General features: G+C 55.9%; 14 protein-coding genes and 3 pseudogenes. 4 read left to right on the top strand and 13 right to left on the bottom strand.

Going from position 1 to position 22,836, the window contains the following annotated elements; genetic code table 11:
- Window position 1: 1 nt before the first annotated feature.
- The 3 genes and pseudogenes from GV818_RS07005 to GV818_RS07015 all read right to left on the bottom strand — a co-directional run.
- Window positions 2-1,129 (bottom strand): merozoite surface protein 3b, encoded by a 1,128-nt coding sequence (locus GV818_RS07005; protein ID WP_161753908.1) that lies wholly within the window; start codon window positions 1,127-1,129, stop codon window positions 2-4.
- Between the two features lie 261 nt (window positions 1,130-1,390).
- Window positions 1,391-1,972 (bottom strand): hypothetical protein, encoded by a 582-nt coding sequence (locus tag GV818_RS07010; RefSeq protein WP_161776153.1) that lies wholly within the window; start codon window positions 1,970-1,972, stop codon window positions 1,391-1,393.
- A 200-nt stretch (window positions 1,973-2,172) separates the two neighbouring features.
- Window positions 2,173-2,442, bottom strand: a pseudogene (locus GV818_RS07015) (hemagglutinin repeat-containing protein); the annotation flags it as partial.
- A 75-nt stretch (window positions 2,443-2,517) separates the two neighbouring features.
- Between GV818_RS07015 and GV818_RS34940 the strand changes: the two are divergent.
- Window positions 2,518-2,619 (top strand): SymE family type I addiction module toxin, encoded by a 102-nt coding sequence (locus tag GV818_RS34940; protein WP_161776183.1) that lies wholly within the window; start codon window positions 2,518-2,520, stop codon window positions 2,617-2,619.
- Window positions 2,620-2,706: 87 nt separating this feature from the next.
- On the opposite strand, the gene GV818_RS07025 is transcribed toward GV818_RS34940, so the two are convergent.
- The 5 genes and pseudogenes from GV818_RS07025 to GV818_RS34950 form a co-directional block, all read right to left on the bottom strand.
- Window positions 2,707-3,450, bottom strand: coding sequence for a hypothetical protein (locus GV818_RS07025; protein WP_178124753.1), 744 nt, complete (start codon window positions 3,448-3,450; stop codon window positions 2,707-2,709).
- Window positions 3,451-3,460: 10 nt separating this feature from the next.
- Window positions 3,461-3,637 carry a putative toxin gene (locus GV818_RS34945; RefSeq protein WP_161776157.1) on the bottom strand — a complete coding sequence of 59 codons (177 nt, stop codon included), beginning with the start codon at window positions 3,635-3,637 and terminating at the stop codon, window positions 3,461-3,463.
- A 288-nt stretch (window positions 3,638-3,925) separates the two neighbouring features.
- The gene (locus GV818_RS07035) at window positions 3,926-4,387 is read right to left on the bottom strand and encodes a hypothetical protein (protein ID WP_161776159.1); all 462 of its coding nucleotides are present in this window, start codon (window positions 4,385-4,387) and stop codon (window positions 3,926-3,928) included.
- On the bottom strand, window positions 4,387-4,962 hold the full coding sequence (locus GV818_RS07040; protein WP_161776161.1) for a hypothetical protein: 576 nt from the start codon (window positions 4,960-4,962) through the stop codon (window positions 4,387-4,389). The genes GV818_RS07035 and GV818_RS07040 overlap by 1 nt, the downstream gene beginning before the upstream one ends.
- 669 nt (window positions 4,963-5,631) lie before the next feature.
- Window positions 5,632-6,025: pseudogene (locus GV818_RS34950) on the bottom strand (toxin C-terminal domain-containing protein); the annotation flags it as partial.
- 21 nt (window positions 6,026-6,046) lie between these two features.
- On the opposite strand from GV818_RS34950, the gene GV818_RS07050 reads away from it, so the two are divergent.
- Window positions 6,047-6,427, top strand: coding sequence for a helix-turn-helix domain-containing protein (locus GV818_RS07050; RefSeq protein WP_161776186.1), 381 nt, complete (start codon window positions 6,047-6,049; stop codon window positions 6,425-6,427).
- A gap of 126 nt (window positions 6,428-6,553) precedes the next feature.
- A complete protein-coding gene (locus GV818_RS07055; RefSeq protein ID WP_161776163.1) occupies window positions 6,554-6,778 on the top strand; it encodes a SymE family type I addiction module toxin in 225 nt (74 codons plus the stop codon).
- A gap of 44 nt (window positions 6,779-6,822) precedes the next feature.
- Here the strand turns inward: GV818_RS07055 and GV818_RS07060 are convergent, their stop codons facing one another.
- Both GV818_RS07060 and GV818_RS07065 read right to left on the bottom strand, forming a co-directional pair.
- The gene (locus GV818_RS07060; RefSeq protein ID WP_161776165.1) at window positions 6,823-7,314 is read right to left on the bottom strand and encodes a hypothetical protein; all 492 of its coding nucleotides are present in this window, start codon (window positions 7,312-7,314) and stop codon (window positions 6,823-6,825) included.
- A pseudogene (locus GV818_RS07065) lies at window positions 7,314-12,347 on the bottom strand (hemagglutinin repeat-containing protein); the annotation flags it as partial. The gene GV818_RS07060 and the pseudogene GV818_RS07065, both read right to left, overlap by 1 nt.
- Before the next feature lie 332 nt (window positions 12,348-12,679).
- Between GV818_RS07065 and GV818_RS07070 the strand changes: the two are divergent.
- Entirely contained in the window at window positions 12,680-12,952 is a 273-nt protein-coding gene (locus GV818_RS07070) for a hypothetical protein (RefSeq protein WP_178124780.1), read from the top strand.
- A 69-nt stretch (window positions 12,953-13,021) separates the two neighbouring features.
- On the opposite strand, the gene GV818_RS07075 is transcribed toward GV818_RS07070, so the two are convergent.
- From GV818_RS07075 to GV818_RS07085, 3 genes are all read right to left on the bottom strand, one after another.
- Complete coding sequence (locus tag GV818_RS07075; RefSeq protein ID WP_178124781.1) at window positions 13,022-13,414, bottom strand: DUF2846 domain-containing protein; 393 nt, start codon at window positions 13,412-13,414, stop codon at window positions 13,022-13,024.
- A 220-nt stretch (window positions 13,415-13,634) separates the two neighbouring features.
- Window positions 13,635-13,934, bottom strand: coding sequence for a hypothetical protein (locus tag GV818_RS07080; RefSeq protein WP_161776171.1), 300 nt, complete (start codon window positions 13,932-13,934; stop codon window positions 13,635-13,637).
- 11 nt (window positions 13,935-13,945) lie between these two features.
- Window positions 13,946-22,669, bottom strand: a complete 8,724-nt coding sequence (locus GV818_RS07085; RefSeq protein ID WP_161776173.1) for a DUF637 domain-containing protein — start codon at window positions 22,667-22,669, stop codon at window positions 13,946-13,948.
- Between the last annotated feature and the right edge of the window lie 167 nt (window positions 22,670-22,836).

Consider the following 22,836-nt stretch of genomic DNA (forward strand, 5'->3'; position numbering starts at 1 on the left):
CTCACACCCCCTTCTGCAGGAGCGCGGTGAAGCGACGCTTGCTGTCCTCAGTCACCGACTCGATCTCGGCGGCGGCCGATGCCGACTCCTTGCGCAACTCCTGGATCAGATTCAGGCTGCTGGCCTGGAACTCCACCACCGCATCCGCCAGGGCCTTCACCGAACTGGCCTTGAGGCTGGCACCGTAACCGGCCTTGAGCGCCGCGTTGAGCTGATCGCCACCAACACGGGCCTGCACTTCAAGGCTGGTGTTGATGCCATCGCTCATGGCATTCAGGGTCTGGGTGGTTTCCGCCAGACCGCCGGACGAGGTGAAGCCCGCCGCCAGCCCAGTGAGCACGATCTCGTTGGTGGCGAAGAAACTCACCGCCCGCTGATACAGGCGCTCCTTCACCGCGTGGTACTGATTGAGCCGGGCAAACACCAGCTCCGCCGCGCCATAGGCGGCCTTCAACTGATCGGCGATGTCGGTGATGATCTGGAAGCGCTTGTCCTCGTCCTGCAGATTGCGCAAGGCCACATCCCGCTCAAGCTCCAGCTTGGCCTGATCCGCCGCCACCAACCCCGCCACTTCCAGGGCGGCACTGGCATCGGCCAGAGCCTTGCGCCCGGCGTCCATCTGCGCCTGGGCAATCTTCTGCACTTCACAGGCATCCACCTCGGCCGACTTCATGGCCAGGCGATAATCCTGATACGCCTCAAGGATCAGGGTTTCCAGCTGGATCTGCTCATTGGCCGACTTGGCCACCGCCAGGTAATTCTCGCGGATGCTCTCGAAACGATCCGGGATCGAGCCACGACGCATGTTCAGCCACGCCAGCTGAATGCGCTCGGAGAACTGCAACTTGCCGTCGGCCATCCACTCCATCATCTGCTGGGCGTCATTGCGGATCGAATCAAAGCTGGTGGCGATATCCGCATAGCGGGTGCTGATGTCCATGCCCTGCAACTTGTCGCGCACTGCGGCGTTGAACACCGTGGACTGCTGCAGGGTGGCGGCGATATTGGTCACCCGCTCGACGTCATACACCGCCACCTTGTCCAGCAGCGCCAGTACTGGCATCTCCTGCTTGGGAAAGGTGATACCGATGGAGCGCAAGGCCGACATGGAGCGTTCGAGGTAATTCATGAGCATGGGCGTATTCCCAGGGTGGAGCCCCGCAGCCGGAGCGCCATCATCCATTGACAGGTGAATAGGCGAAGGGGGCTTCCACCCCCCACTTGAAAATTCAGTGCAGTGTTGCCAGCACCACAGAATCAGCAACCGAAGTTACCCGGCGGCCATCATCAAGCGAGGCCTTGTGCATCCGTGGCAGATAGCCAGCAACCTGGCGTGCGTGAGCATACCACCCGAGTTGAACTGAGAGAATTCATCGCCGCGCCCCCCTTCTCAACGAGAAGGAATGGCCGTGATATCGCGGACAATGAACTTCGGCAGCGTGCGAATGTAGAAACTCTCCACATCCGAATTACCGCTGTTGGTGATCGCCCCCAGCATGGTCTTCATATTGCGCAACTGGCCCATGGCCCCGGCAGGCTGCAAACCATCGCGCTCCTGAGCGAAATGCAGCACCTCGGCGCCGTCGCGCTTGACCTGGACCTTGTAGCCGAAATCGACACTGGCGAGGATCGTGTTGTCATCGACGATCATCGACACCAGCCCGCCCTTGGAATCACTGAGGCGGCGCTTGTATACCGCGTTCACATCCAGCAGGTAGTCGGCGCTTTCCTTGGTGGCAGCGTAGCGATTGGCGTTGCCCAGTTGCCGGATCAGTTCCATGCCCAACTGCTGGCGCAGCTTGTCCTGCGGCAGAAACCGCTCGCTCTCCCCTACCAACTGCAGGTTGAAAGTGTCGATCCAGTAAGTGGCGGTGGCGGGAATCTGTACCGGTTTGGGCGAGATGTAATAGTCCGGGGTTGAAGCGCAACCGGCGAGCAGAGCGAGGGTGAAGAGCAGGGACAGCAAACGCATGGAGGGTCTTCCTTGAGATGGGTTTCAACTGCTGGTTGCCACGCGGGAATGAACCGTAGCGGGCAACGAGGGGCGGCATTGTAAGCCGGGAAAGTCGCGGCGAACCGACTAGAAAAAATCCTCTCGGCAAATTAGGAACTGCCTTACGGCAGAAGCAGACGATCCAGTAGGAATGGGGCTTCAAAGACAGGGGCGATTCAGTTGCGATTGTTCTCGCTGCTGTGGTCGTTCTGCGCGGCGCGGATGTTGAGCTCGTTGCCGGCATCCAGGTCGATGTTGCGTCCGGCCTGGGCCTGGGTCCCGATCAGGCTCAGGTCGTTGCTGGCCTTGAGGTTGATGTCGCGCCCGGCATCCAGTTGGGTGACGGTGGAGAAACCCTGGCTGCTCTCGGTGTTGCGGGTTTCCTCGCTGATGCTGCCTTTGGCCACATCCAGGGTGACGTCGCGTCCTTTGACGTTGATTACGTCCCCCCATCACTGAATGCCGATTTCTATCCGTCCCGCGACAAAGACAATGACTACGCCATCGCCCGTCCCCTGCCCTAGATCAGGCTACGGGGGCTGTGGTTACGGCAGGCAGGGGTTGAGGTGAACGAGAACGTGAGAGTACGGGTGATGAAGGGGTGTTTGGTGATTACGGCGGAGTAAGAAAATCACCCCGGCGAAAGCCGGGGATTATTCCAAGCATAAAAAGTTTAAGACGATTGCTCTGCAAGAACTCAGATAAGTAAGCACTCAGATTAATGGCTCGTCTTGGATGAGAAAAAAACCCTCTCGAAACAAAGCTTTCAGCTCGGCGCGACGCCTGGAAAAAAGAGGAAAGTCATTCACAACATCTTGAATATTTTCTGTAACTCTGACCAAGTAACCACTGCCTATTTTTTCAATAGGAAAGCCTGCTGCTTTAATTCGGTCAGCTTCAACCACCTCTGCAAACTCATCACCATAAAACATTGCCCAGCCAATATTTGACACTTCAGGCTTCAATGCAGCCTTAAAAGACCCTACTTGAAAGCTATTATTTTTACTTTTAGGATCTAGCTCAACTCCATCAAATTTATGAAGCATACCAAGTTGAGGCGAAAATATTTCACACCACAATCTAAACAACGAAAACCAATTAATTTTATCGTTACAGGCTGAAGAAAAATTTACTGAGCCTGGCACCAAATTACCTTTAATATTCTGCGTTTTATGCTGAATACTCCCTACACACTTAATCTTTTTTTTCCGACGCCAGGCAAAATCATCATGAAAGTCTATTAGTGATCCATTGACGCGCATACTTCCTTTAGCAGCCCAATAAGCCTCGCATTCTTCGATACTTACAAATGGCTCTATAAACCTATCTGGATTATTGGATATTTGCTCAGGACAAATAGGTCCTTCTCCCTCGCACAGCGAACGAATCAACTCACGACCAAACTGCCAGTTAAATGTATCTAATTTAGTTCTAATTGAAATTTGTATATATGGCATAATTAGATTATCAATATTCAGTTAACAAACCTGTTTTAGGATTATACCTATAAATCCCACCACCTGTATTCTCAATCCCCCTAACAAGTGGTTGAGAAATAGCCAGTGTTCTCGGGCTAACAACAAGATTCAAAGGCTGCCCAGCATCAGTCGCAACCTTAATTTGTGCTCGCAACTGATCAGACATAGAGAGATTTTTAACATTTTTACCTCTAGCAAACCACCAACACTTTTCCCCCACATATCTGGATATTGTTGTTACCTGCTTTCAATTAGGAAGTTGAACAATTACCAAGTTTATATTTTTCGTGCCCCCCAACGTGACTGAACGCATCAACTACTTACTTTTTAAATGCAGAACCATTCTGGCGGTTAATCGTAATTTGGGGAGTATCTAGCTTTCCAGCAGCCCCACCAGTTCCTTCTGCAGCATCTAAAAATCACAAAATCACTTAATCTACTGTTACGCTTAGAGCTATAGACTTGACATTAATGTCACCTTCCACAAGCGACCATCCTCCGAAAACTCCATGCGTAGGGCATATGTTTTAAACTCATACTTCAGCCATGGCTGTATACACCCTATTAACATATCAACTTTACCTGGTGCCTCTTTGGTAGGCGGGCCTAGCTCTGCAATAATATCTTGAACACGCCATGTTTGAGCTATACGACCAAGCACATCTGTCTTATATGCCGAATACCCTTCGTGACGCTGCACAAAAAAATTAACGTGATTTAACTTCCCCGAACGAAACCCAAGCTCCAAACCGGACTTAATAAACTTATAAAACTTTGTCTTCCCTTCTGGGTCATTATAGCTATCCGGGGTCTCTGAAACGGCTGGCGGCTCTCCGACCTCTCGACACAAGTCAGTTACTATTGAGCCACCTTCATCTTGACCAAGAGCCCGAACAAAATCCGACCAAGTATTCATTACTTAATAACTCCTGCCTTGCGATTTCTTTCCACTATTTTTTGAACAGTTTCATCCACAAGCTTTGAATCATAACCTCGATTGTTCAAATTTGCTCGCAGTGCATCTGTGTCACGACAAACTGCACCGCACAGATCCGCTGCATCTTGCTGAATCTGAGCAGGCGTATTTTTTCCGCCATAGGTAGGACCTGCAATATGTACATCTCGCGGGACCTCTACAGCAGTAGAGTTTTGGTAGAGAGTCTTGGTTTCCAACTCAGTAAGGGGACGGCCCAACTCTGCTTCCTTTGCTGTGCGCAACGCAGCAAATGAAGGGATATAATCGTGCTCTAGACCATCTCCAACAACTTCTCTTGCCTTAAGATTTTTATAGGAGTCTACCTCAAGCTCTTGAACCGCCGTTTTCGAAGGCACGGTTGCTTTTGCAGCGTCACCGCCAGAACCCCCACCACGCTCATTAACTCTGCCGTCGGAAACAGAAACATGAGAGTCACCCTTCCCTCCCTTCTTACCCGGTAACGCACCAGTAAAGATGCTATAGATCAGCTCGCCACCGCCAATTATATATTGCATACCCTTGATGATTCGGATTTAACTCTGTCCCTTCAATGACCTGTGCTGCTGCTTTTCCCGCGTAGGCTTCCACCTTACCCATATTTTCAGAAAACTTTTTACCAAACTCTGTCCCCTCAATAGCCTTCATCACCAGAAACTGTGCAACACCTTTAGGCCCTTGCGCAGCAGCCATAACATAGCCTACAGCTTCCGCTTGTTCTGGATTTTCCTTAATGTATTTCTGAGCTGCCGCAAGACTGTATAAAACCCCCTGAAGTTCCAATATGCCACTGGGATTAACCGACGTTTCCTTTAGTACAAGCGAACCTTGACTAGAAACATAGTTACTGGGTTCTACGACCCTTTCAATTTCCTCCAGAACCTTCGGCTCGATACCATTTAATGAGGCGATACCAACAAGTACACCATCGATGAACTTTTGATCTCCCATCATCGCCATAGCTTCACGGCGACTCTTACCTGAAAGAATGAGTGCCTCAAGAGTGCTTTCTGCCAGGTCCTTACCTGCAACAGCTTCCGCACGGGCGTCCATTGGCCGCCCCAAGATGGTTTCTATGCGGTTAAGCGCCAGATTCAGATCAAGGGCAGCTCTGTCATAGTTATCTTTTGCGGTTCGGTGATATTTGAGCAGTAAGTTAGACCACTGCCGTAACGTTTCACCCGGTTTTAGTGCGGCGTCGATGGAAGAACTACTCGCATACAAATCCGTACGCGATTCTTCATCCTTGGTGATCTCATACGCCTTGCTCACATCCCGGTTCAGCCCGGCCGTTGAATCGGCTCCGGTCTCGGCATCCTTGCGCACCACGATCTCGCCCGCCCCGACGGTCGCGCGCACGATCTGCTCACGGTCCTTCTGATAATCCCAACCGCTGACGCTCCAGCCGGTTTCACCTTCCTTGCCTTTACCCACCTGGCTGCTGTCTTGTGTGGTGTCACTACCGGAGCTGTAGGTGCCGCCAACGTTCAGGTAATAACCGTGCTCCTTGTCCTTGCCGGCGATATCGCTGAAGCCCAGGGTGCCAGTGTCCAGCTTGAGGTTGCCGTTGTCGGCGGCGATTTTTCAACGCTGGTTCTGACCATGAGCTTTCCTCAACGCCTGGCCGCCCTGCGCAAAGAACGCGGGCTGACGCAGCAACAAATGGCCGACACCATCGGCGTGCATATTTCCCAGCTTCGCCGTTACGAGGGAAATACCACTCAGCCCACCATTGAGGTTTTTAGGCGGATCGTTCTGGCGCTTAATGTGAGCGCCGATATGCTGCTATTCGATGAAGACGAACGAGGGCCGGATGATCGGCTGAAACTCCAGTTCGAAGCTGTTTCCAAGCTTGACGACAAAGAACGCGAAGCCTTGGAAACCGTGATTGCCAGTGTGCTGCACATGCACGACGCCAAGCGCTGGACCCAGGCGGCCAGAACACCAAAGAACGAACCGGAAAAACCCGCTCAGACTAATTAATACGCAGGCACCGCCAGAACAGGCGACGAAGGAAAAGAGGTTTCGCGGTAACCCAAAAGACGCGGGCTCAAGGTGCGTCAACACCCTGAGCCCGCTAACCACAAGCAGCTAAACAGGAGCTGAATCATGGCTAAGGCCGATCATACGTCACCTAACCCCGTCACAGAACGCCGGTTGAAAATCGCCGCCGATTTCTACCCGTCCAGCGACAAGGGCAACCACTATTGCCTCGCCCGGCCCGTGCCCTGGATCAGGCTACGGGGGCTGTGGTTACGGCAGGCAGGGTTTGAGGTAAACGAGAACGTTAAAGTGCGGGTGATGAAGGGGTGTTTGGTGATTACTGCGGAATAACGAAAGCCCCCGGCGAAAGCCGGGGGACATGGAATATAAAATAATTAGCGCAACCAGAATGGGAGATCATTAGGAGCAAGATTATCATAATCTTCTAATGGTCGAAGTTTCTCTACCATGTAATCCGGCATATCACAGACAACTGTCCTGACAGGCTTATATATCCCCCAATCCTCATAGAATCCAAGAGCTGACTCAACGCAATATTCAAAACCATCGAAGTACTTTATAAAAACTTCTGCAAAATTTGAACAAGCTATATTTAAAGAACTGCTCTCCATCTCCCACCCTAGCGCCTCCAGCGCAGCAACACTGCCAGCAACATTAGACAAAGACTCTTTAGACTTCAGCATCAATATCCTTGTACCCTCCAGCTCTTCAAGGCGCAAATAACTACGAAACAGTCTATCCAACAAAAACAGTTCAACTTTCAACAATCCTGCCTTCTCTCTAAGTACAGAAAAAAAGCAAACCATATCAGAAGCTGTACCGAGCTCAAAAATTGAACTACCGCCTTGAAAACCTACACGCTTCATTAGTTTCTCTTAAATTCAATAGCTTCAGGTTTAATTGCGCCGTTTGATTTCTGAACAATTCCTTTAATTATGTTCCTTTCCTGTTCAACAGTTACCATTTGACCCCGAACATCAATAACTACTTGCTGCTGCATTCCCTTTGGTAAGTTTTCTGCACGCTGAAGAGCTTGCTTGGAAACATTACTAATCAAACCGCTTTGATTCGTCGCAATGTTGTAGTTTTTCACCTCAACACTGCACACACCACCCACACACCAATCAGGACGAACACTGCCCGAAGTACCGTAAGGAACCTCCTGACCGTTTTTGTAACTGACTTGTGGCCGAGCTCCAGAGCCAAGATCAGAACCGACATCAATCTCAGACTGTTTGTGTGTTGGCCGAGCTGGTTTCCCGGCAGTAGCTAAGTCTTCTACCTTTCCAGCAGCCCCACCAGTTCCTTTTGCAGCGTCACCGCCAGAACCCCCACCACGCTCATTAACTCTGCCGTCGGAAACAGAAACATGAGTCTCACCCTTCCCGCCCTTCTTACCCGGCAACGCACCAGTAAAGATACTATAGATCAGCTCGCCACCGCCAATTACATATGCATCCCCTTGATGATTCGGATTTAACTCTGTCCCCTCAATGACCTGTGCTGCTGCTTTTCCCGCGTAGGCTTCCACCTTACCCATATTTTCAGAAAACTTTTTACCAAACTCTGTCCCCTCAATAGCCTTCATCACCAGAAACTGTGCAACGCCTTTAGGCCCTTGCGCAGCAGCCATAACATAGCCTACAGCTTCCGCTTGTTCTGGATTTTCCTTAATGTATTTCTGAGCTGCCGCAAGACTGTATAAAACCCCCTGAAGTTCCAATATGCCACTGGGATTAACCGACGTTTCCTTTAGTACAAGCGAACCTTGACTAGGAACATAGTTACTGGGTTCTACGACCCTTTCAATTTCCTCCAGAACCTTCGGCTCGATACCATTTAATGAGGCGATACCAACAAGTACACCATCGATGAACTTTTGATCTCCCATCATCGCCATAGCTTCACGGCGACTCTTACCTGAAAGAATGAGTGCCTCAAGAGTGCTTTCTGCCAGGTCCTTACCTGCAACAGCTTCCGCACGGGCGTCCATTGGCCGCCCCAAGATGGTTTCTATGCGGTTAAGCGCCAGATTCAGATCAAGGGCAGCTCTGTCATAGTTATCTTTTGCGGTTCGGTGATATTTGAGCAGTAAGTTAGACCACTGCCGTAACGTTTCACCCGGTTTTAGTGCGGCGTCGATGGAAGAACTACTCGCATACAAATCCGTACGCGATTCTTCATCCTTGGTGATCTCATACGCCTTGCTCACATCCCGGTTCAGCCCGGCCGTTGAATCGGCTCCGGTCTCGGCATCCTTGCGCACCACGATCTCGCCCGCCCCGACGGTCGCGCGTACGATCTGCTCACGGTCCTTCTGGTAATCCCAACCGCTGACGCTCCAGCCGGTTTCACCTTCCTTGCCTTTACCCACCTGGCTGCTGTCTTGTGTGGTGTCACTACCGGAGCTGTAGGTGCCGCCAACGTTCAGGTAATAACCGTGCTCCTTGTCCTTGCCGGCGATGTCGCTGAAGCCCAGGGTGCCAGTGTCCAGCTTGAGGTTGCCGTTGTCGGCGGCGATCAGCGCACCGTCGATCTGGGTGTGGTTTTCGGTGCGGATATCGACCTTGTTCTTGCCGGTGATGCGGGTTTGTTCTTCAACCCAATCAGTCTTGCCGGTGGTCTGGCCGTAACCGACCGAACCACTGACACCGGCGCCCGGGCCGATGGTGGCAGTGACGCTGATGTCGAACTCCTTGCCCTTGACCTTGCCAGTATCGGCGACCGACGCGACGTTCAGGTCCCCCCCGACACGCCCGATAACTTCATCACCACGCAGGTTGGCACCAGAAATGTTGGTGTCCTTACCACTGGTGAAGCCCAGACGGTCCCCGGCATAGAGATAGGCCTCTTGCTGACGCTCGCCCTCACGCTCCAGATTGCCCTTACCCAAACTGACGCTGAGATAGAAGCCGATGCCTTTATCGGTTCCCACGGTGATGCCCATTTCCCCGCCGCCACTGTTGCGATTGTTCTCGCTGCTGTGGTCGTTCTGCGCGGCGCGGATGTTGAGCTCGTTGCCGGCATCCAGGTCGATGTTGCGTCCGGCCTGGGCCTGGGTCCCGATCAGGCTCAGGTCGTTGCTGGCCTTGAGGTTGATGTCGCGCCCGGCATCCAGTTGGGTGACGGTGGAGGAACCCTGGCTGCTCTCGGTGTTGGCGGTGCCGAAGCTGCCGCCAACGCCGATCTTGAAGCCGCCGCTGGTGCCGCCGTGGATGCCGCCCCAACTCTCGGTGTTGCGGGTTTCCTCGCTGATGCTGCCTTTGGCCACATCCAGGGTGACGTCGCGTCCTTTGACGTTGATATCGCGCCCGGCACTCAGCTGGCTGCCCTTGACCGTCACGTCGTTGTTGGCCGTGAGGTTCAGGTCATTGCCGGCCTGCAGGGTTGAGGAGCGGTTGCTCTGCTCGATGATCTCCTGGCTGCTGCTTTGCTTGCTGTTGCCGAGCTTGACGTCGGCGGTCGGCCCGGCGAGGAACTGGCTGACCGAGTCGACGGCCTTGAGGGTGCTGGAGGCTTTGCTGACGTTGTTTTCACCGTCGCCGGCACCATTGACCGCGTCCTTGGTCTTGCCATAGTTGTGGTTGATGGTGACGCCCAGGCCGTTGCGCTCGCTTTCACGCTGCTGCTCGGTCACCCGCACTTCCCGGGCGGCGTCGATCTTGATATCGCGGCCGGCCACCAGGTTGATGTCGTGATCGGCCTTGAGGTCGGAGCCGATCTGATTGATGTCGCGCTTGGCGTTGATCGACAGGTCTTCACCAGCACTGATCTGACTGGCGGCGGCGGTCTGTTGCTCGACGCGGTTCTTTTCCTTGTTGCGCTCGGCACCGGCGAAGAAGCTGACACCGTTGTCGTCGCTGCTGACGCCCACGCCGACTTGCTTGCTCTTCTTCCAGTCCTGCTCCGCCGAACTGTTCTGCGCCGCCACCACGTTGACGTCGCGTCCGGCGTCGAGGCTGACATTGCGCCCGGCGCTGATGCCGCTGCCCACCACATTGATGTCACGCTCGGCCTTCAGGCTCGCATCACGATCGGCCAGCACTTGGCTGCCCACGCTGGTGCTGCTTTGCGCCTGGCGCCCGGACTCCTTGGCCGAGGCGAAGGAAACACTGGCCCCTGAGGTGGAAAGGCCGACCTTTTTCTTGTACTGCTCGCTGCGGCTGTAAGCGCTGTCGTTGGCCGAAACCAGGTTGATATCGCCTGTGTCCTTGACCAGCCCGGCGCGCAGTTCAACATCGTTGCCGGCCGCGGCCTCACTGGCTCGCAGGCGGATATCGTTACCGGCGGCCACCACCACATCGTTACCGGCGCTCAGCTCGCTGCCGACCTGGGTCGCGGTGGTTTGCAACTGGCTCTTGCCGCTTTTCGACAGGCCGAGGAAACCGGACTTGGTCTTCTTGCTGTAGGAACCGTGCTCCTCGACACCAGAGAGGATCGCCACATCGCCAGTGGCGCCGATCATCAGGTCTGTGCCGGCCTTGAGCTGGCTGCCGATCACCGTGACATCACGGCCACCGTTGATACTCATGCCGCCATCGGCTTTCTTGCTGGTGTTGAGGGTCAGGTCTTTACCCGCCTCGACCACCGAAGCGACGTTGGTGCTGTGGTAGCTCTCCTGCTGCTTGCTGCTGCTCTGACCAAAGGAGCCTTTGCCCTTCTTGGACATGAAAGAGGCACTTTCATCCTTTGCCGACAGCACATTGAGATCGCGAGCGGCATCCAGAGCGACGTTCTGCGCACCTTTAACCTGGCTGGCCACCAACGTCAGATCCTGGCCTGCCTTGATCGACAGATCACCACCAGCCTCTATGCGTGAAGACTGCTGGCGAACCTGATCGTCAGAACTTCTACCGTTGCTGGTTTTGAACGAGCTATGACCTGTATTGGCCGCAGACTCGATGGCAACATCTCGTGCCGCAACCATCGACAGGCTTTTCTGGGCAGCAACCTTGCTGGCCACTACTTGAATGTCCTGACCCGCTGTTGCCTTCAGACTGCCAGCTATCTGAACATCACCGGCATTTTGCGTGGTTTGACTACGCGTCCAGAGGTCCTTCTTGAACCGGCCATTACTGCTGTTCGCCTGTTCGGTGGACATAATGGACAAGTCACGTCCAGCGCTGAGTACCGCATCACCGGCCGCGGTCAATGCGCTACCCGTATTTTTCAGGTCTCGGCCAGCAGTCAGGGTCAGATGGTTGCCGGCCTCGATACGCGCTGCACTATCAACAAAATCGCGTTGCTCATTACCGGTGGCGGTGGAGCTCTGATGACGAGTCAAGGTCCGTTCGTTGACCACATCCCCCTCAGTTGCCGTCAAGGACACATCATGTCCGGCTATAACACCGCCGGCCTTGTTCAGCAGATCCTTGCCGGCCTTCAGCTCCAGCCCCTTCCCCGCCTCCACCAACCCACTATTGACCAGGTTCTCCCCCGCCACCGCCGACAGGTCATTGCCCGCACGCAAGGTGCCGACGTTGTTCAAATCCTTGCCGGCAATCAGGCTCACGTCCTTGCCCGCGATCAGCGCGCCATTCGGCGCCAGGCGGTTGTTCGAGTGGGCCAGGTACAGCACCGGCACCAGCACCTGTTCGCCATTCACCTCATGGCTTTCCAGCCAGACGATATCGTGGGTCAGGGCGGCGACCTGTTCCGCGGTCAGGGTCACGCCCACCGACAGTTCAAGCTGCTGCTTGCTCTGCAGGGCGTTGTCCATCAGGTGCTTGAAGAGTTTTTCGCCGCTGTCCTGGCCGTCGATAAAGCGCTGGCCGGTGCGGGCAACCATGGCTTGCTGGATCAGTTTCTGTTCGTAGAAACCGTCACCCAGGCGCTTGGCACTGTCATCCGGGTTGTAGCCAAGGTTGGACAGCAGGTAGTCCGAGTTAATGAATTGCTTGAACAGTCAGTAAGGTGTTTCCAGAGGTTTTTTACTCTCTTCACGAGTTGCTACCACTCTCCTTCCACGTTACCCTTCGGCCTTCGCTGCAAATGCGGCGATTGGACTTGGCGGTCCAAACAGATATAGGCGCAACAGCGCCCCCAATACGACTGCAGGCGCTTTTTTTGCGCCCGCATTCTCGTGTTATGGCGGGTTGCGCAGGGACTCCTTCGGGAGTGCCAGGTCCTATATCCCTGGTCCGCCAACCTTGTGCAATCCGTCACCCTTACTCTGCTTGGCGGCAGAAGGTGATGGCTCTGATTGATATAGGAGTAAGATCCATGACGACTCTGAATCGATACATGCCGATTACCGGCCATGACTGCAACATTCCCTCGCTGTTGATCGATACCCAATCCCCCATTGACGTCCTGCACGATGCAGCGGCGTATCGCATTCGCGCCGTGACTCAACTGCTGGAGAACTTTGCGATTTCTGACGAAGCGACCAAAGGTGCAGCGGTACTACAGGAACTGTCGCTGGTGTGCAGCATTTTGCTGCGCGATGGGTGTGACTTGTTGGATGTGACAACAAGGCGAATGCAGGAGCAGGTGCTTCAGTAAACCAAAAAGGGCGGCTTGAAAGTCGCCCTTTTTCTCTCGCAGTAGATCGAATACCAATCGATCAAAGGCTTACTTGCTCTCTTTGGCGATAGTACCTAGAGCAGCATCCTTGACCAGATAACGACCTTCCACATCGCTCAGCACCTTCAGGCTGTTACGCGCCATCATTACGCCAACTTCAACCTCCTGTTTCAGGTAGACAACCTCACCCGCCTTGACTGTCACGGGCATATCCGCCCAGTTTTCAGCTTTGGAGCTGATCACGTGCTGACCGGGCGTTACGTAGAAGTAGATGTATTGGTTACCACGGTTGTAGCCCATTTCCGAATCGGCTTCCTTATCATCGAGGAAGACATTGAAGCGCACCATCATTCCCACATTGCTAGGACGAACGACGTATACCAGCCCCTTGTCGGCTACTGCTGGTTTGGGTAGTGAGTACTGTGCAACTTCAGCTTGCATCTTTTCCATTGATGGGGCTGATACGCAGCCGTAAAGCAAAGCTATCGAAAGAATAGCAGCGGTCTTGCAGAGGATCTTAATCATATAAATCTTCCTTATTACACGTAATTTTTACCAAACCAGACAAAATGCTCCACTGCTCAAATAACATTAAAGCTCTCATTAAACAGCAGTACAAACAGTCATCTCATGCCACGCCCCTCTAAAACATCTATCCAACTTAGTCTTCCCCGAGCTCAAAAAACTTAATATACAACGTTTTAAAATCCTCAATCAGTTCCAAAGCGCCCTCAACGTCATGTGCTTTGTATCCACTTCTGTTTATGCACTCAATCGGGTAATTATCGCCAGAACGTAAAGCATCTATAGCAAAATCAAACGTCCTCAAATAATTCTCATGAAACCCCGGATAACAGAAGCTCAAAGAAGCCATTTCCTCAGCAGCCTCTTCAAGAGTTTGTTGATTCACAGTACCAGCGAACATATCAAGCAAATGTTCCCTCCACTCAAACCCAGCCATATTTCTCTCCATTAAAACTCAGGATGCGCAGTATGAATTATATAACTGCCTTTGCCGTCAGACTTCAAAACCAAATTCACATTAGGCATCGGCCTAGTTATTTTAGATATTGAACCACCTTTAGTTAAAACTTCAAATCCACGCCCCAGATTCCCCAACCCCGGGTCAGCCATAAAGGGTTTAATCAAACCCGCAGGCGGAGAAGAGGCTAACCATGAGCGCACGTCTTGCGCCTTAATTGACAATGTTTTTGCTATAGCATCCTCCATTTGCCCGCGATCATTGAATGCTGTTCTCGAGCCTATTCGATTACTATTAATTAACTCATTTTGGACCCTATCTTTGAGATAAGCATCGCTAGCATCTGGCCCATGCTTTTCTAAAGGATGAGTTGGGTTAGACAACTTCCCATTTGGCTTTACCACTTGGCTACCTTCAGTAGAGGCCAACCCTCCAGGCTGAGACAAATCTGAATGCGGAGGGTTGATACCTACTCCGTGGACTGAACAGCTCCCATTATTACAGATGTAGCAAGGTCCAACGTTGTGCACCCAGGTACCAAGCTTGCCAACATAGAACGTATGGCCAATATCTACCGTCAGGTTATAGGTCTGCCCCTGAGGTTGCAGCAATTCAACAGAATCCACACTGATCGAACTGCCTTCCCCTTTCCCATCCCCCAAAGATTGCAGGCGATCGCCAGTCTTGAGCTCAATAAGGGGAACAAAACCCTTCTGCGCTGGCACATAGAACGGATGTCCAGGAGTCACCTCCAGTGTCTCTGACGATACAATGCCGTCAATGCCGTCTTTTTTCAGACCCAAGCGATAAATAGGCTGATCAGTACGGATATGAGTCGCGGTGATGGCTGCGGCAAAGGGCTCCCCCCCTTTTTCGGGCTTACTCCAAACTAGATCCCCCACTTTTAGGGTCTCAATAGCCCTTTCACCAGTAGGCGTTGCGACCATAGTCCCAGCCGCGAAGCAACACGGTTTATAGCCAGCAAGCTTGGCTTCAGCCTGCGAAACGATTTTACCAGCAGCCTGACCTACATCACGAGACACCAACTCTTTCAAGACACTGAGAATGCTTCCCTTACTCGCCCTACCCACGGGTAATACAGCGAGAAGCGCCTCTAAATCAATGTTCGAGGTCAGTCCACCAGTTGCATAGCTTCGCAACATCTCCCATTGAGCGCTCGTAAGCTCTACATCATTACTAATAGCTCCAATCTCTCGAAGTTTCTTGGTAGCTATTGCTTCGCCGTATTGATCAATCCATTTATCTGGAACAACCCCCACACCACCAGGGGCATTATTGTATGTTGTATTACTAGCAGAGTTGAACAACAGAGGGTCTGCATATTGCTTTGAAGTCGCTGCAAATGCATACACCTTGTCACCATTAGCTATAACAGGTGAGCCATCTGCCCAAGTGAGAAGAACTTTCTCACTCTGAAGTTGCTTAACAACATCTATAGCCCTCTGAAGATCCTCAGCCAAGTTTAGACCTTCAGGATTATTTGGCCTATAAGCTGCAAAGATGGCTTGAAGCTGTTTATTGTCCTGCGCATCAAGCTCGCCATCAGCGGCATAAGTAAGTAAAACGTCCCAACCGAATCCAGAACGACTTTTACCTAAAGACGCCTCCATCTTTTTAGCTTCTTCGGCAATCCGTTTTTCTTCAAATGAATGAAGCTTGCGGTTATAGGCTTGTGCATTACCCGCAATCTGCGACCCTATTGCGACATCGCCATTGACACTGGCTGCAGCCAGCAGCCCCACAAGCTTGGAGGCGGCATTTACAAGCTGGTCATGCTCTACCGGGTTGGCACCACTCAGGAGAGGACTCTTCTCAAGAGTCATCATGAGTGCTTCGTTAGCTCCCGCTGCAATAGCACCGGTTTTAAAATCCCCGCCCATGGCCTCCGAAAGCAATCCACCAACAACTGCATGCAAAGCAGTTTTGCTTAGGCCACTTTCTTGAAGATCGAGTTTTGCACCTAAATCCCCTGCACCTGTAAAGGCTACCGCTTGAAGAATGTCTAAGAACGCACCTGTCATCGCATCCTTGAACTTCCCCTGCCCTAAAGCCTCTGACAGCGTTCCTCTGACTACACCTCCAGCCAGCTGAGTCGCCCCAAAGCGCCCTATCGCGGCCGGATCCGTCAGATGAGGCGCAACACTCGGGCCACTGACTTTATTGGTGACTGGGTCGGTTTGAGCTCCGAACCAGTTACCGCTGGCGTAATTGACAACCCCAGCCGATGCACTGGCAATAAGGGCCTGCTTTATGCTATCGCTGCTGAAGGTTTCCTTAAACGCTGCGCCAAGATTGCCCTTGTTGTTGATGACGCTGACAGCACCAGTGCTGGCCATTGAGGTCAGCCCCGCCGTAACCATGGCATTACCCCAGCCAGCCGCAACGAAAGTGCCCGCGGAGGCACCCACAGTCGAAACCCCACCAGCCGCCATGACGGTTCCGCTACCTGCAGAGCCTGCACCCGCAAACGCCGTACCTACTGCGCCACTCGCAGCCCCGGCAGTCAGCACCGTCACGATGATAATGATCGCCAGCATCGCCCCCTGGCCAAGCCCGGAGTGGCTGTATTTGAAGCTATCGTGGGTTTCCTGCACTTTGCGCCAGTCCACATCGCCGCGCTTCTCGGCCTCCTTGAGCCACCCCAGTTGCGGATCGGCTTGCACCATGGCGTCGATGGTTTGACTGATGGATTTCTGGTCGATTTGCTTGAGGTCGATAGTCAAACCGTCGGTGGCTTTGATGATCAATTCGCCCTTAGCTAGCAACTGACTCTGGCGCAAGGTCTCATCGGTGTTGCCCTTACCCTTGGCACTGGTCCAGGCAAGGCTGTTGCTGCTTTGCTCATGACTCTCCTGATGCAGGTCCTTCACCCCTTCAAAGGTGATGGCGCCGCCACTGTCCAGGGTCAGGTCCTTGCCGCTCTCCAGCTTGGCGACCTGATACCTTTGGTCCCCTGCACTCTTGAGAGTCAGATTGCCGCCGGCACTGATCTCACTGCCGACATGGGTCACCCGGGTGACTTCGTCACGCTTGGTTTCCTTGCTGCCCCAGCCCCCCTTCTTCTTCATGTCATACAACGAGTGCTCGCTGTCCTGCTCCGCCAGCAGGTTCAACTCGCCACCGGCCACCAGATAAGCTTCCTCACCCGCCTTGACCCGGCTGGAAATCAGCGTCATGTCCTTGCCGGACTTGAGCAGCACATCGCCGCCCGCCGTCACCGTGGTGGCTTGCTGCTTGACGCGATCTTCTTCGCTCTTGGTGGTGCCGGTCTTGCTCGCCCAGTGCTGTTCGTTCGCCGCCGAGGCCAGGGTCAGGTGCTCCTTGGCCGTCATCGACACATCGCCCTTGGCGTCGATCTGGCTGGCAACGGCGGTGACGTTGCCACCGGCATCGATGCTCAGGTCGCCGCCGCTCTCCAGGGTCGCGCCGTGTTGGGTTCGGCTCTGGTCGAGGTTGCCAATGCCACGGTCATTGCTGACCACTTGCTCGACTGCGCTCAAGCTGACGTCGCGACCGGCCTTTATGGTGGTGTTGCCGCCGCTGTGCAGCACGCTGCCGTTGTTGTCAAAGTCCCGTTCGGCACCGATGCGCAGGCTGTTGCCAGCTTCGACGCGCGCGGCGCTGTCGAGGAAGTCGCGCCGTTGCTCGCGGACGTAGTCGCCGCCACTGCTTTGGTGGGTAGTCAGGGTGCGGTCGTTGATCACGTCGCCCTGGGTGGTGGTCAGGGTCACGTCCTGTCCGGCGATGATGCCGCCAGCGCGGTTGACCAAATGGTTGCCTGCCAGCAGATCCAGTCCCTTCCCCGCCTCCACCAACCCGCTATTGACCAGGTTCTCCCCCGCCACCGCCGACAGGTCATTGGCCGCACGCAAGGTGCCGACGTTGTTCAAATCCTTGCCGGCAATCAGGCTCACGTCCTTGCCCGCGATCAGCGCGCCATTCGGCGCCAGGCGGTTGTTCGAGTGAGCCAGGTACAGCACCGGCACCAGCACCTGTTCGCCATTCACTTCATGGCTTTCCAGCCAGACGATGTCGTGGGTCAGCGCGGCGACCTGTTCCGCGGTCAGGGTGACGCCCACCGAGAGTTCAAGCTGTTGCTTGCTCTGCAGGGCGTTGTCCATCAGGTGCTTGAAGAGTTTTTCACCGCTGTCCTGGCCGTCGATAAAGCGTTGGCCAGTACGGGCGACCATGGCTTGCTGGATCAGTTTCTGTTCGTAGAAACCATCACCCAGACGCTTGGTGCTCTCCTCGGGGTTGTAGCCGAGGTGGGACAGCAGGTAGTCCGAGCTCATGAATTGCTTGAGGTTGGTCAGCGCCGGGTTGGTTTCCACCAGGTATTTGTGCGGCCGGGACAGGCTCGCGGCGTCCGGCAGGCCGGCGATCTGTGCCGGGGTCGGGGCTTGTGCAGCGCTGCTGCCCTGGCCGCTGAGGCGGAACAGGCCGTTGCCGCTGGTGGGCAGGGTGAAGCCCGGCAGTACCAGCGGGTTGACCTGTTGCTGGGCCAGTTCCGGGGGCAGTTGCGGGTTGATCCGGATCGGCGTCGAGTAGCCGTTGCCAATGCCGGTGTCGGTCAGGGTCTTGCCGGCGCCGACGTACTCGTAGAAGGAGCGGATCACGCTGTTGTCGAGGGTTTTGTCAGCCTTGAGGTTGACCTTGCCACCGGCCTGGATGGTGGCGGCGAAGGATTGGTCGCCATCCACCACTTTGCTGCTGGAGCCCAGCATCACCCCGGTCCAGCCGATAAAGGCGCTGAGGTCGGAGGCGAAGCTGGCCGACGGGGTCGGGTTGTTGCGGGCGTTGAAGGCGGCAGCCTGGGCGGCGGCGTTGCCGGTTTCGTTAACGAAGCTCCAGTAGCGCCGCAGGGTGGTGATTTCCTGGGGTTGCAAGCCCTGGTTGAGGATAGTGATGGCGTTGACGTTGAGGTCACCGGCCGCGGTGATCAGGCTGCTGGTGTTGGTCAGTACCTGGGTGTCGATCTGCAGGTCGGCGCCGCTGTTGAGGCTGGCGGCGGCGCTGCTGTTGGTCACCCGCAGGCGGTCGGTCTCGGCCACTTCCCACAGGCCGTTGATGCGGCCGCCACCACGGTCGTCGCAGCCGGCGCCGGGAATCATGTTGCAGGACAGGCGGGTGATGCCGGCGGCACTTTTTTCGTGCTCGATGTACTCCAGCACGTCCATCACGTTGTTGACCGTGGTGGCGGCAATGGTCAGCTTGCCGAGGCTTTCGATATCTCCGGAGCGGTTGTCCAGCAGGTCGGCCTTGGTTTGCTGGTTGTCCTTGGCAATCAGTGTTGTGCCCAGGCTGTACACCTGGGCGTAGCGGTTGGTGAAGCTCGTGGTCAGCAGTTGCAGGTTGCCGCCGCTGGAGATCAGGCCTTGGTCATTGACCAGGGTGGCGGCAGTGAGGGTCAGGTCATCACCACTGCCCAGGGTGCCGCGGTTGTTGATGCTGGAGGCGGTGAGGTGCAGTTTCTGGTTGCCGGTGATGCGTCCGGCGCTGTTCAGCGCGCCATCGATGTTGACGCGGGTGTTGCCGCCACCGGCGATGCTGGCGCTGTCGGTCAGGTCCAGTTGAGCGGCGTGCAGATCCAGTTGGCCAATACTGCTCAGGCGACCCTTGCCGGCGTAGTTGCCACTCAGGTCAACACTGATCGCAGCGTCGCTGCCGATCAGGCCGTCGTTGTTCCAGTGAGTACCGCTGCCGGTCAGGCCATTGCTCGCCAGGAGCTGGCCGTCGGTGGTCTGGGTCAGGTGGTCGACGTTGACTGTCAGTTGCTCGGCCTGGATCGAGCTGCTGTTGGTCCAGCGCTCGGCTTCCAGGGTCAGTTGGCCCGCGGTCTTCAGGCGGCCGCCGACGTCTTCGAGGTTGGCCATGGAGATGCCGAACACGCCACTGCCGTTGTGCAGCAGGCTGCCGCCACGGTTGTTGAAGCCGCCGGCGTCGAAGCTCAGGTCGTGGTTGGCGGTTTCCAGGGTGCCGTCACGGTTGTCGAAGGTGCCGCCGATGTCGAAGCGAGTTTTGCTCGCCAGACCTAGGGCCCGCAGTTGCCCGCGCTGGTTGTCCAGGCTGGCGGCGGCGGTGGCCAGGGTGCTGCGGCTTTCGATCAGGCCCTGGCGGTTGTCCAGGGCACCAGCCAGTTCCAGCTCGATCTGCCGGGCGCTGATCTGGCCGGCGCTGTTGTCCAGGTCCTTGGCGCTGATATGCAGCGCCTGCAGGGCGAAGAGCGCGCCGTCGCGATTGTCGAGGCGGCCATCGGCGGCGGTTTCCAGGGTGGCGCCGCCGCTGAGGGCCGAGACCTTGCCCGCGCGGTTGTCGAGGTGGGCCGCCTTGAGCGTCAGGTCGCCCTGCTGGGCAATCACTTGCCCGCCTTGGTTGCCGGCGTCGGCCGCCACATCGAGGCCCAGGTTGGTCTTGGCCTGCAGCAGGCCCTTGGCGTTATCCAGGCGCTCGGCATTGAGTTGCAGGTCGGCTTCGCGGCTGAGGATCTCCCCGCCATCGCTGTTCTGCACTTCGCCACTGGCGCTGATCAACACTGAATCATTGGCCGCGACCCGGCCCTTCTGCCGGTTGTCCAAGTGCTCGGTGAACAGCCGCAGCCACTGCTGGCTGGAGAGTTCGCCTCCCTGGTTCTCAACCTTAGTGCTGCGCTTGAGCAGCAAGGGGCCGGCGGCAGACAGCTTGCCCTGCTGGTTGCTCAGGCGCCCCAGCAGGTCGAGGGTGACGGCGGCTTTGCCGCTGAAGGTGCCGTGGCGGTTGTCCAGGTCGCTGCCGGTGAACGTCAGGTCGCCGCCAGCGTTGACGGTGCCGCCGCTGTTGCCCAGGGTCAGGGCGTTCAGGGTCAGGCTCGCGGCGCTGTCGATCGAACCGCCCTGGCTGTTGTCCAGCAGGTCGCTGAGTTTGAGGCTTTGTGCGCCAGCGCTGGAAATCACCCCTTTCTGGCTGTTGTCGAGGCTCGCGGCCTTGACGTCCAGGGCTTGCTGGCTGACCAGGGCTCCGCCCTGGCGGTTGTTCAAGGCGTTGCTGAGGGTGATGTCGACACCGCCCTTGAGGCTGGAGACGGTGCCTTTGTTGCTGTTGTTCAGGCCGATGCCCTTGAGGGTCAGGCCCTGCCAGCCCGACAGCAACCCGCCCTGGTTGTCTAGCTCAGCGCTGCCGGTGATGGTCAGGGTCTGTTGCGCCAGTACCACGCCGGTGAGGTTGTCCATCCCGGCCAGCACCAGGGTGCTGCTGCCCTGGCTCGACAGTTCGCCGCCGCTGTTGCCCAGGTGGCCCAGGGTGGCATTGAGGGACTGCTGGCTCTTGATCAGCCCGCCCTGACCGTTGAGCACCTGATCGGCATTGAGTTGCAGGCGCTCGGCGCTGAGCAGCTTGCCCTTGTTCTGGTTGTCCAGGGTCCCGGCGCTGACCGTCACCTGGCGTTGCCCGCTCAGGGTGCCGCCCTGGTTGTTCAGGGTCTGCTTGGCCGTAACCGTCAGATCACGGCTGGCCACCACGCTCTTGCCGCTGTTGTTGAGGCTCTTCGCGCTCAGCGTGACATCGCCATTGGGGTTGCGGCTGTTGTCGAAGTTGACCCCGGCTTCGATGATCCCGTGGTTGTTCAGTTGCCCGCCGCTGCTGAGGTTGACGCTGTTGGCCGCTGCCAGGGTGCTGTGGTTGTTCAGGTCGCCCTGGGTCTGCACCTCGAGATCGGTCCCGGCGTACACCGCGCCCTGGGCGTCGAGGCTTTGGGCCTTGATCGCCACCGCTCCTTTCTCGGCGCTCGCCTCGGCCATGCGCAACTGGCCATTGGCATCGAGTTGGATATCGCCACCGCTGGCGATCATCTTGCCGTCGAGTTTCACCCCGACCCCAGCCTCGGTGCCCACCAGCTTGATGGCCCCGGCGTACATGCCGCCCAGGGCGCTGCTGTCGATGGCCAACTGTGGTGCATCCGCAGGGTTTGCTGCCCGCGCCGTGGCCTTGAGGGTCTGGGCGTCGACATCGTTGGCCCCGGCGATCACCGCCAGGTGCTTGGCCTGGATCTCGGCATTGATCCTGGCGCTGCGGGTGATGATTTCGAACTGGTCGATATTATTCGCGTTCAGCCCCGCGCCTTCGATCGCCACGCTGCCCTGATCCACCTGATAACGCTGGAGCTGGCCATTCTCGATCACCGGCTTGCCGGTGGTCAGGGTGGCCTTCGGGGTGTTGATAAAGCCGCAGCCGTTGCAGGTCACGCCATAGGGGTTGGCAACGATCACATGGGCTGACTGCCCGGCCACTTCGGTGTAGCCCTTGAGCTGGCTGGGGCTGCCGCCGTTGACCTCGTTGAGGATCACATTCGCTGCGCGGCCACCCAGATTGGGGTTGCCGAGGATGATCCCGCCAAGCTGGGTTTGCTGGGTACGGTTGGTAGCGTTGTTGAGAATGACGCCCTGCTGGCCAACGTTGTAGTCGCTGAACTGGTTGTGCGACAGGCCACTGCCGTTAGGCGTGGCGATGTTGACGATGGGCACGCCATTGCCGGCCTGGCCGAGGGTGGTGCCGCCACCGTTGACCACGATGCCGTCGGCCATCGCCACCACGGGCTGCCAGAACATCACGTTGGCCAGGATGAACGCCAACCCGCGTTTCGACAGGCCCCAGAACGAATCACGGGATTGCAGGGCAGCCGAGGGCTGACGGACCAGGAAGGCAAACTGACGAACATCCATGTCATGTTTCTCAGGTAAAGAGCGTAATTAGAGGAAAAAGTCCAAACGGAAGTAGATCGGTGCTTCGCGTTCACTCAGGGCCTCTGGCCGCTCGAGGGAATGGGCAAAGGTCACGCTGGCAGCCAGGTTCTTGCCGCGGGCAAACAATTCGATGGAGTCGCTGGAGA

Origin of the sequence: Pseudomonas sp. Fl4BN1 (assembly GCF_009908285.1) — a bacterium.
Lineage (GTDB): Bacteria > Pseudomonadota > Gammaproteobacteria > Pseudomonadales > Pseudomonadaceae > Aquipseudomonas.

Excerpts from the sequence above, each read along its gene's own strand:
- GV818_RS07005 (WP_161753908.1), bottom strand. The coding sequence starts at position 1,129 with ATGAATTACCTCGAACGCTCCATGTCGGCCTTGCGCTCCATCGGTATC.
- GV818_RS07010 (WP_161776153.1), bottom strand. The coding sequence starts at position 1,972 with ATGCGTTTGCTGTCCCTGCTCTTCACCCTCGCTCTGCTCGCCGGTTGC.
- GV818_RS07025 (WP_178124753.1), bottom strand. The coding sequence starts at position 3,450 with ATGCCATATATACAAATTTCAATTAGAACTAAATTAGATACATTTAAC.
- GV818_RS34945 (WP_161776157.1), bottom strand. The coding sequence starts at position 3,637 with ATGTCTGATCAGTTGCGAGCACAAATTAAGGTTGCGACTGATGCTGGG.
- GV818_RS07035 (WP_161776159.1), bottom strand. The coding sequence starts at position 4,387 with ATGAATACTTGGTCGGATTTTGTTCGGGCTCTTGGTCAAGATGAAGGT.
- GV818_RS07040 (WP_161776161.1), bottom strand. The coding sequence starts at position 4,962 with ATGCAATATATAATTGGCGGTGGCGAGCTGATCTATAGCATCTTTACT.
- GV818_RS07050 (WP_161776186.1), top strand. The coding sequence starts at position 6,047 with ATGAGCTTTCCTCAACGCCTGGCCGCCCTGCGCAAAGAACGCGGGCTG.
- GV818_RS07055 (WP_161776163.1), top strand. The coding sequence starts at position 6,554 with ATGGCTAAGGCCGATCATACGTCACCTAACCCCGTCACAGAACGCCGG.
- GV818_RS07060 (WP_161776165.1), bottom strand. The coding sequence starts at position 7,314 with ATGAAGCGTGTAGGTTTTCAAGGCGGTAGTTCAATTTTTGAGCTCGGT.
- GV818_RS07075 (WP_178124781.1), bottom strand. The coding sequence starts at position 13,414 with ATGCAAGCTGAAGTTGCACAGTACTCACTACCCAAACCAGCAGTAGCC.
- GV818_RS07080 (WP_161776171.1), bottom strand. The coding sequence starts at position 13,934 with ATGGCTGGGTTTGAGTGGAGGGAACATTTGCTTGATATGTTCGCTGGT.
- GV818_RS07085 (WP_161776173.1), bottom strand. The coding sequence starts at position 22,669 with ATGGATGTTCGTCAGTTTGCCTTCCTGGTCCGTCAGCCCTCGGCTGCC.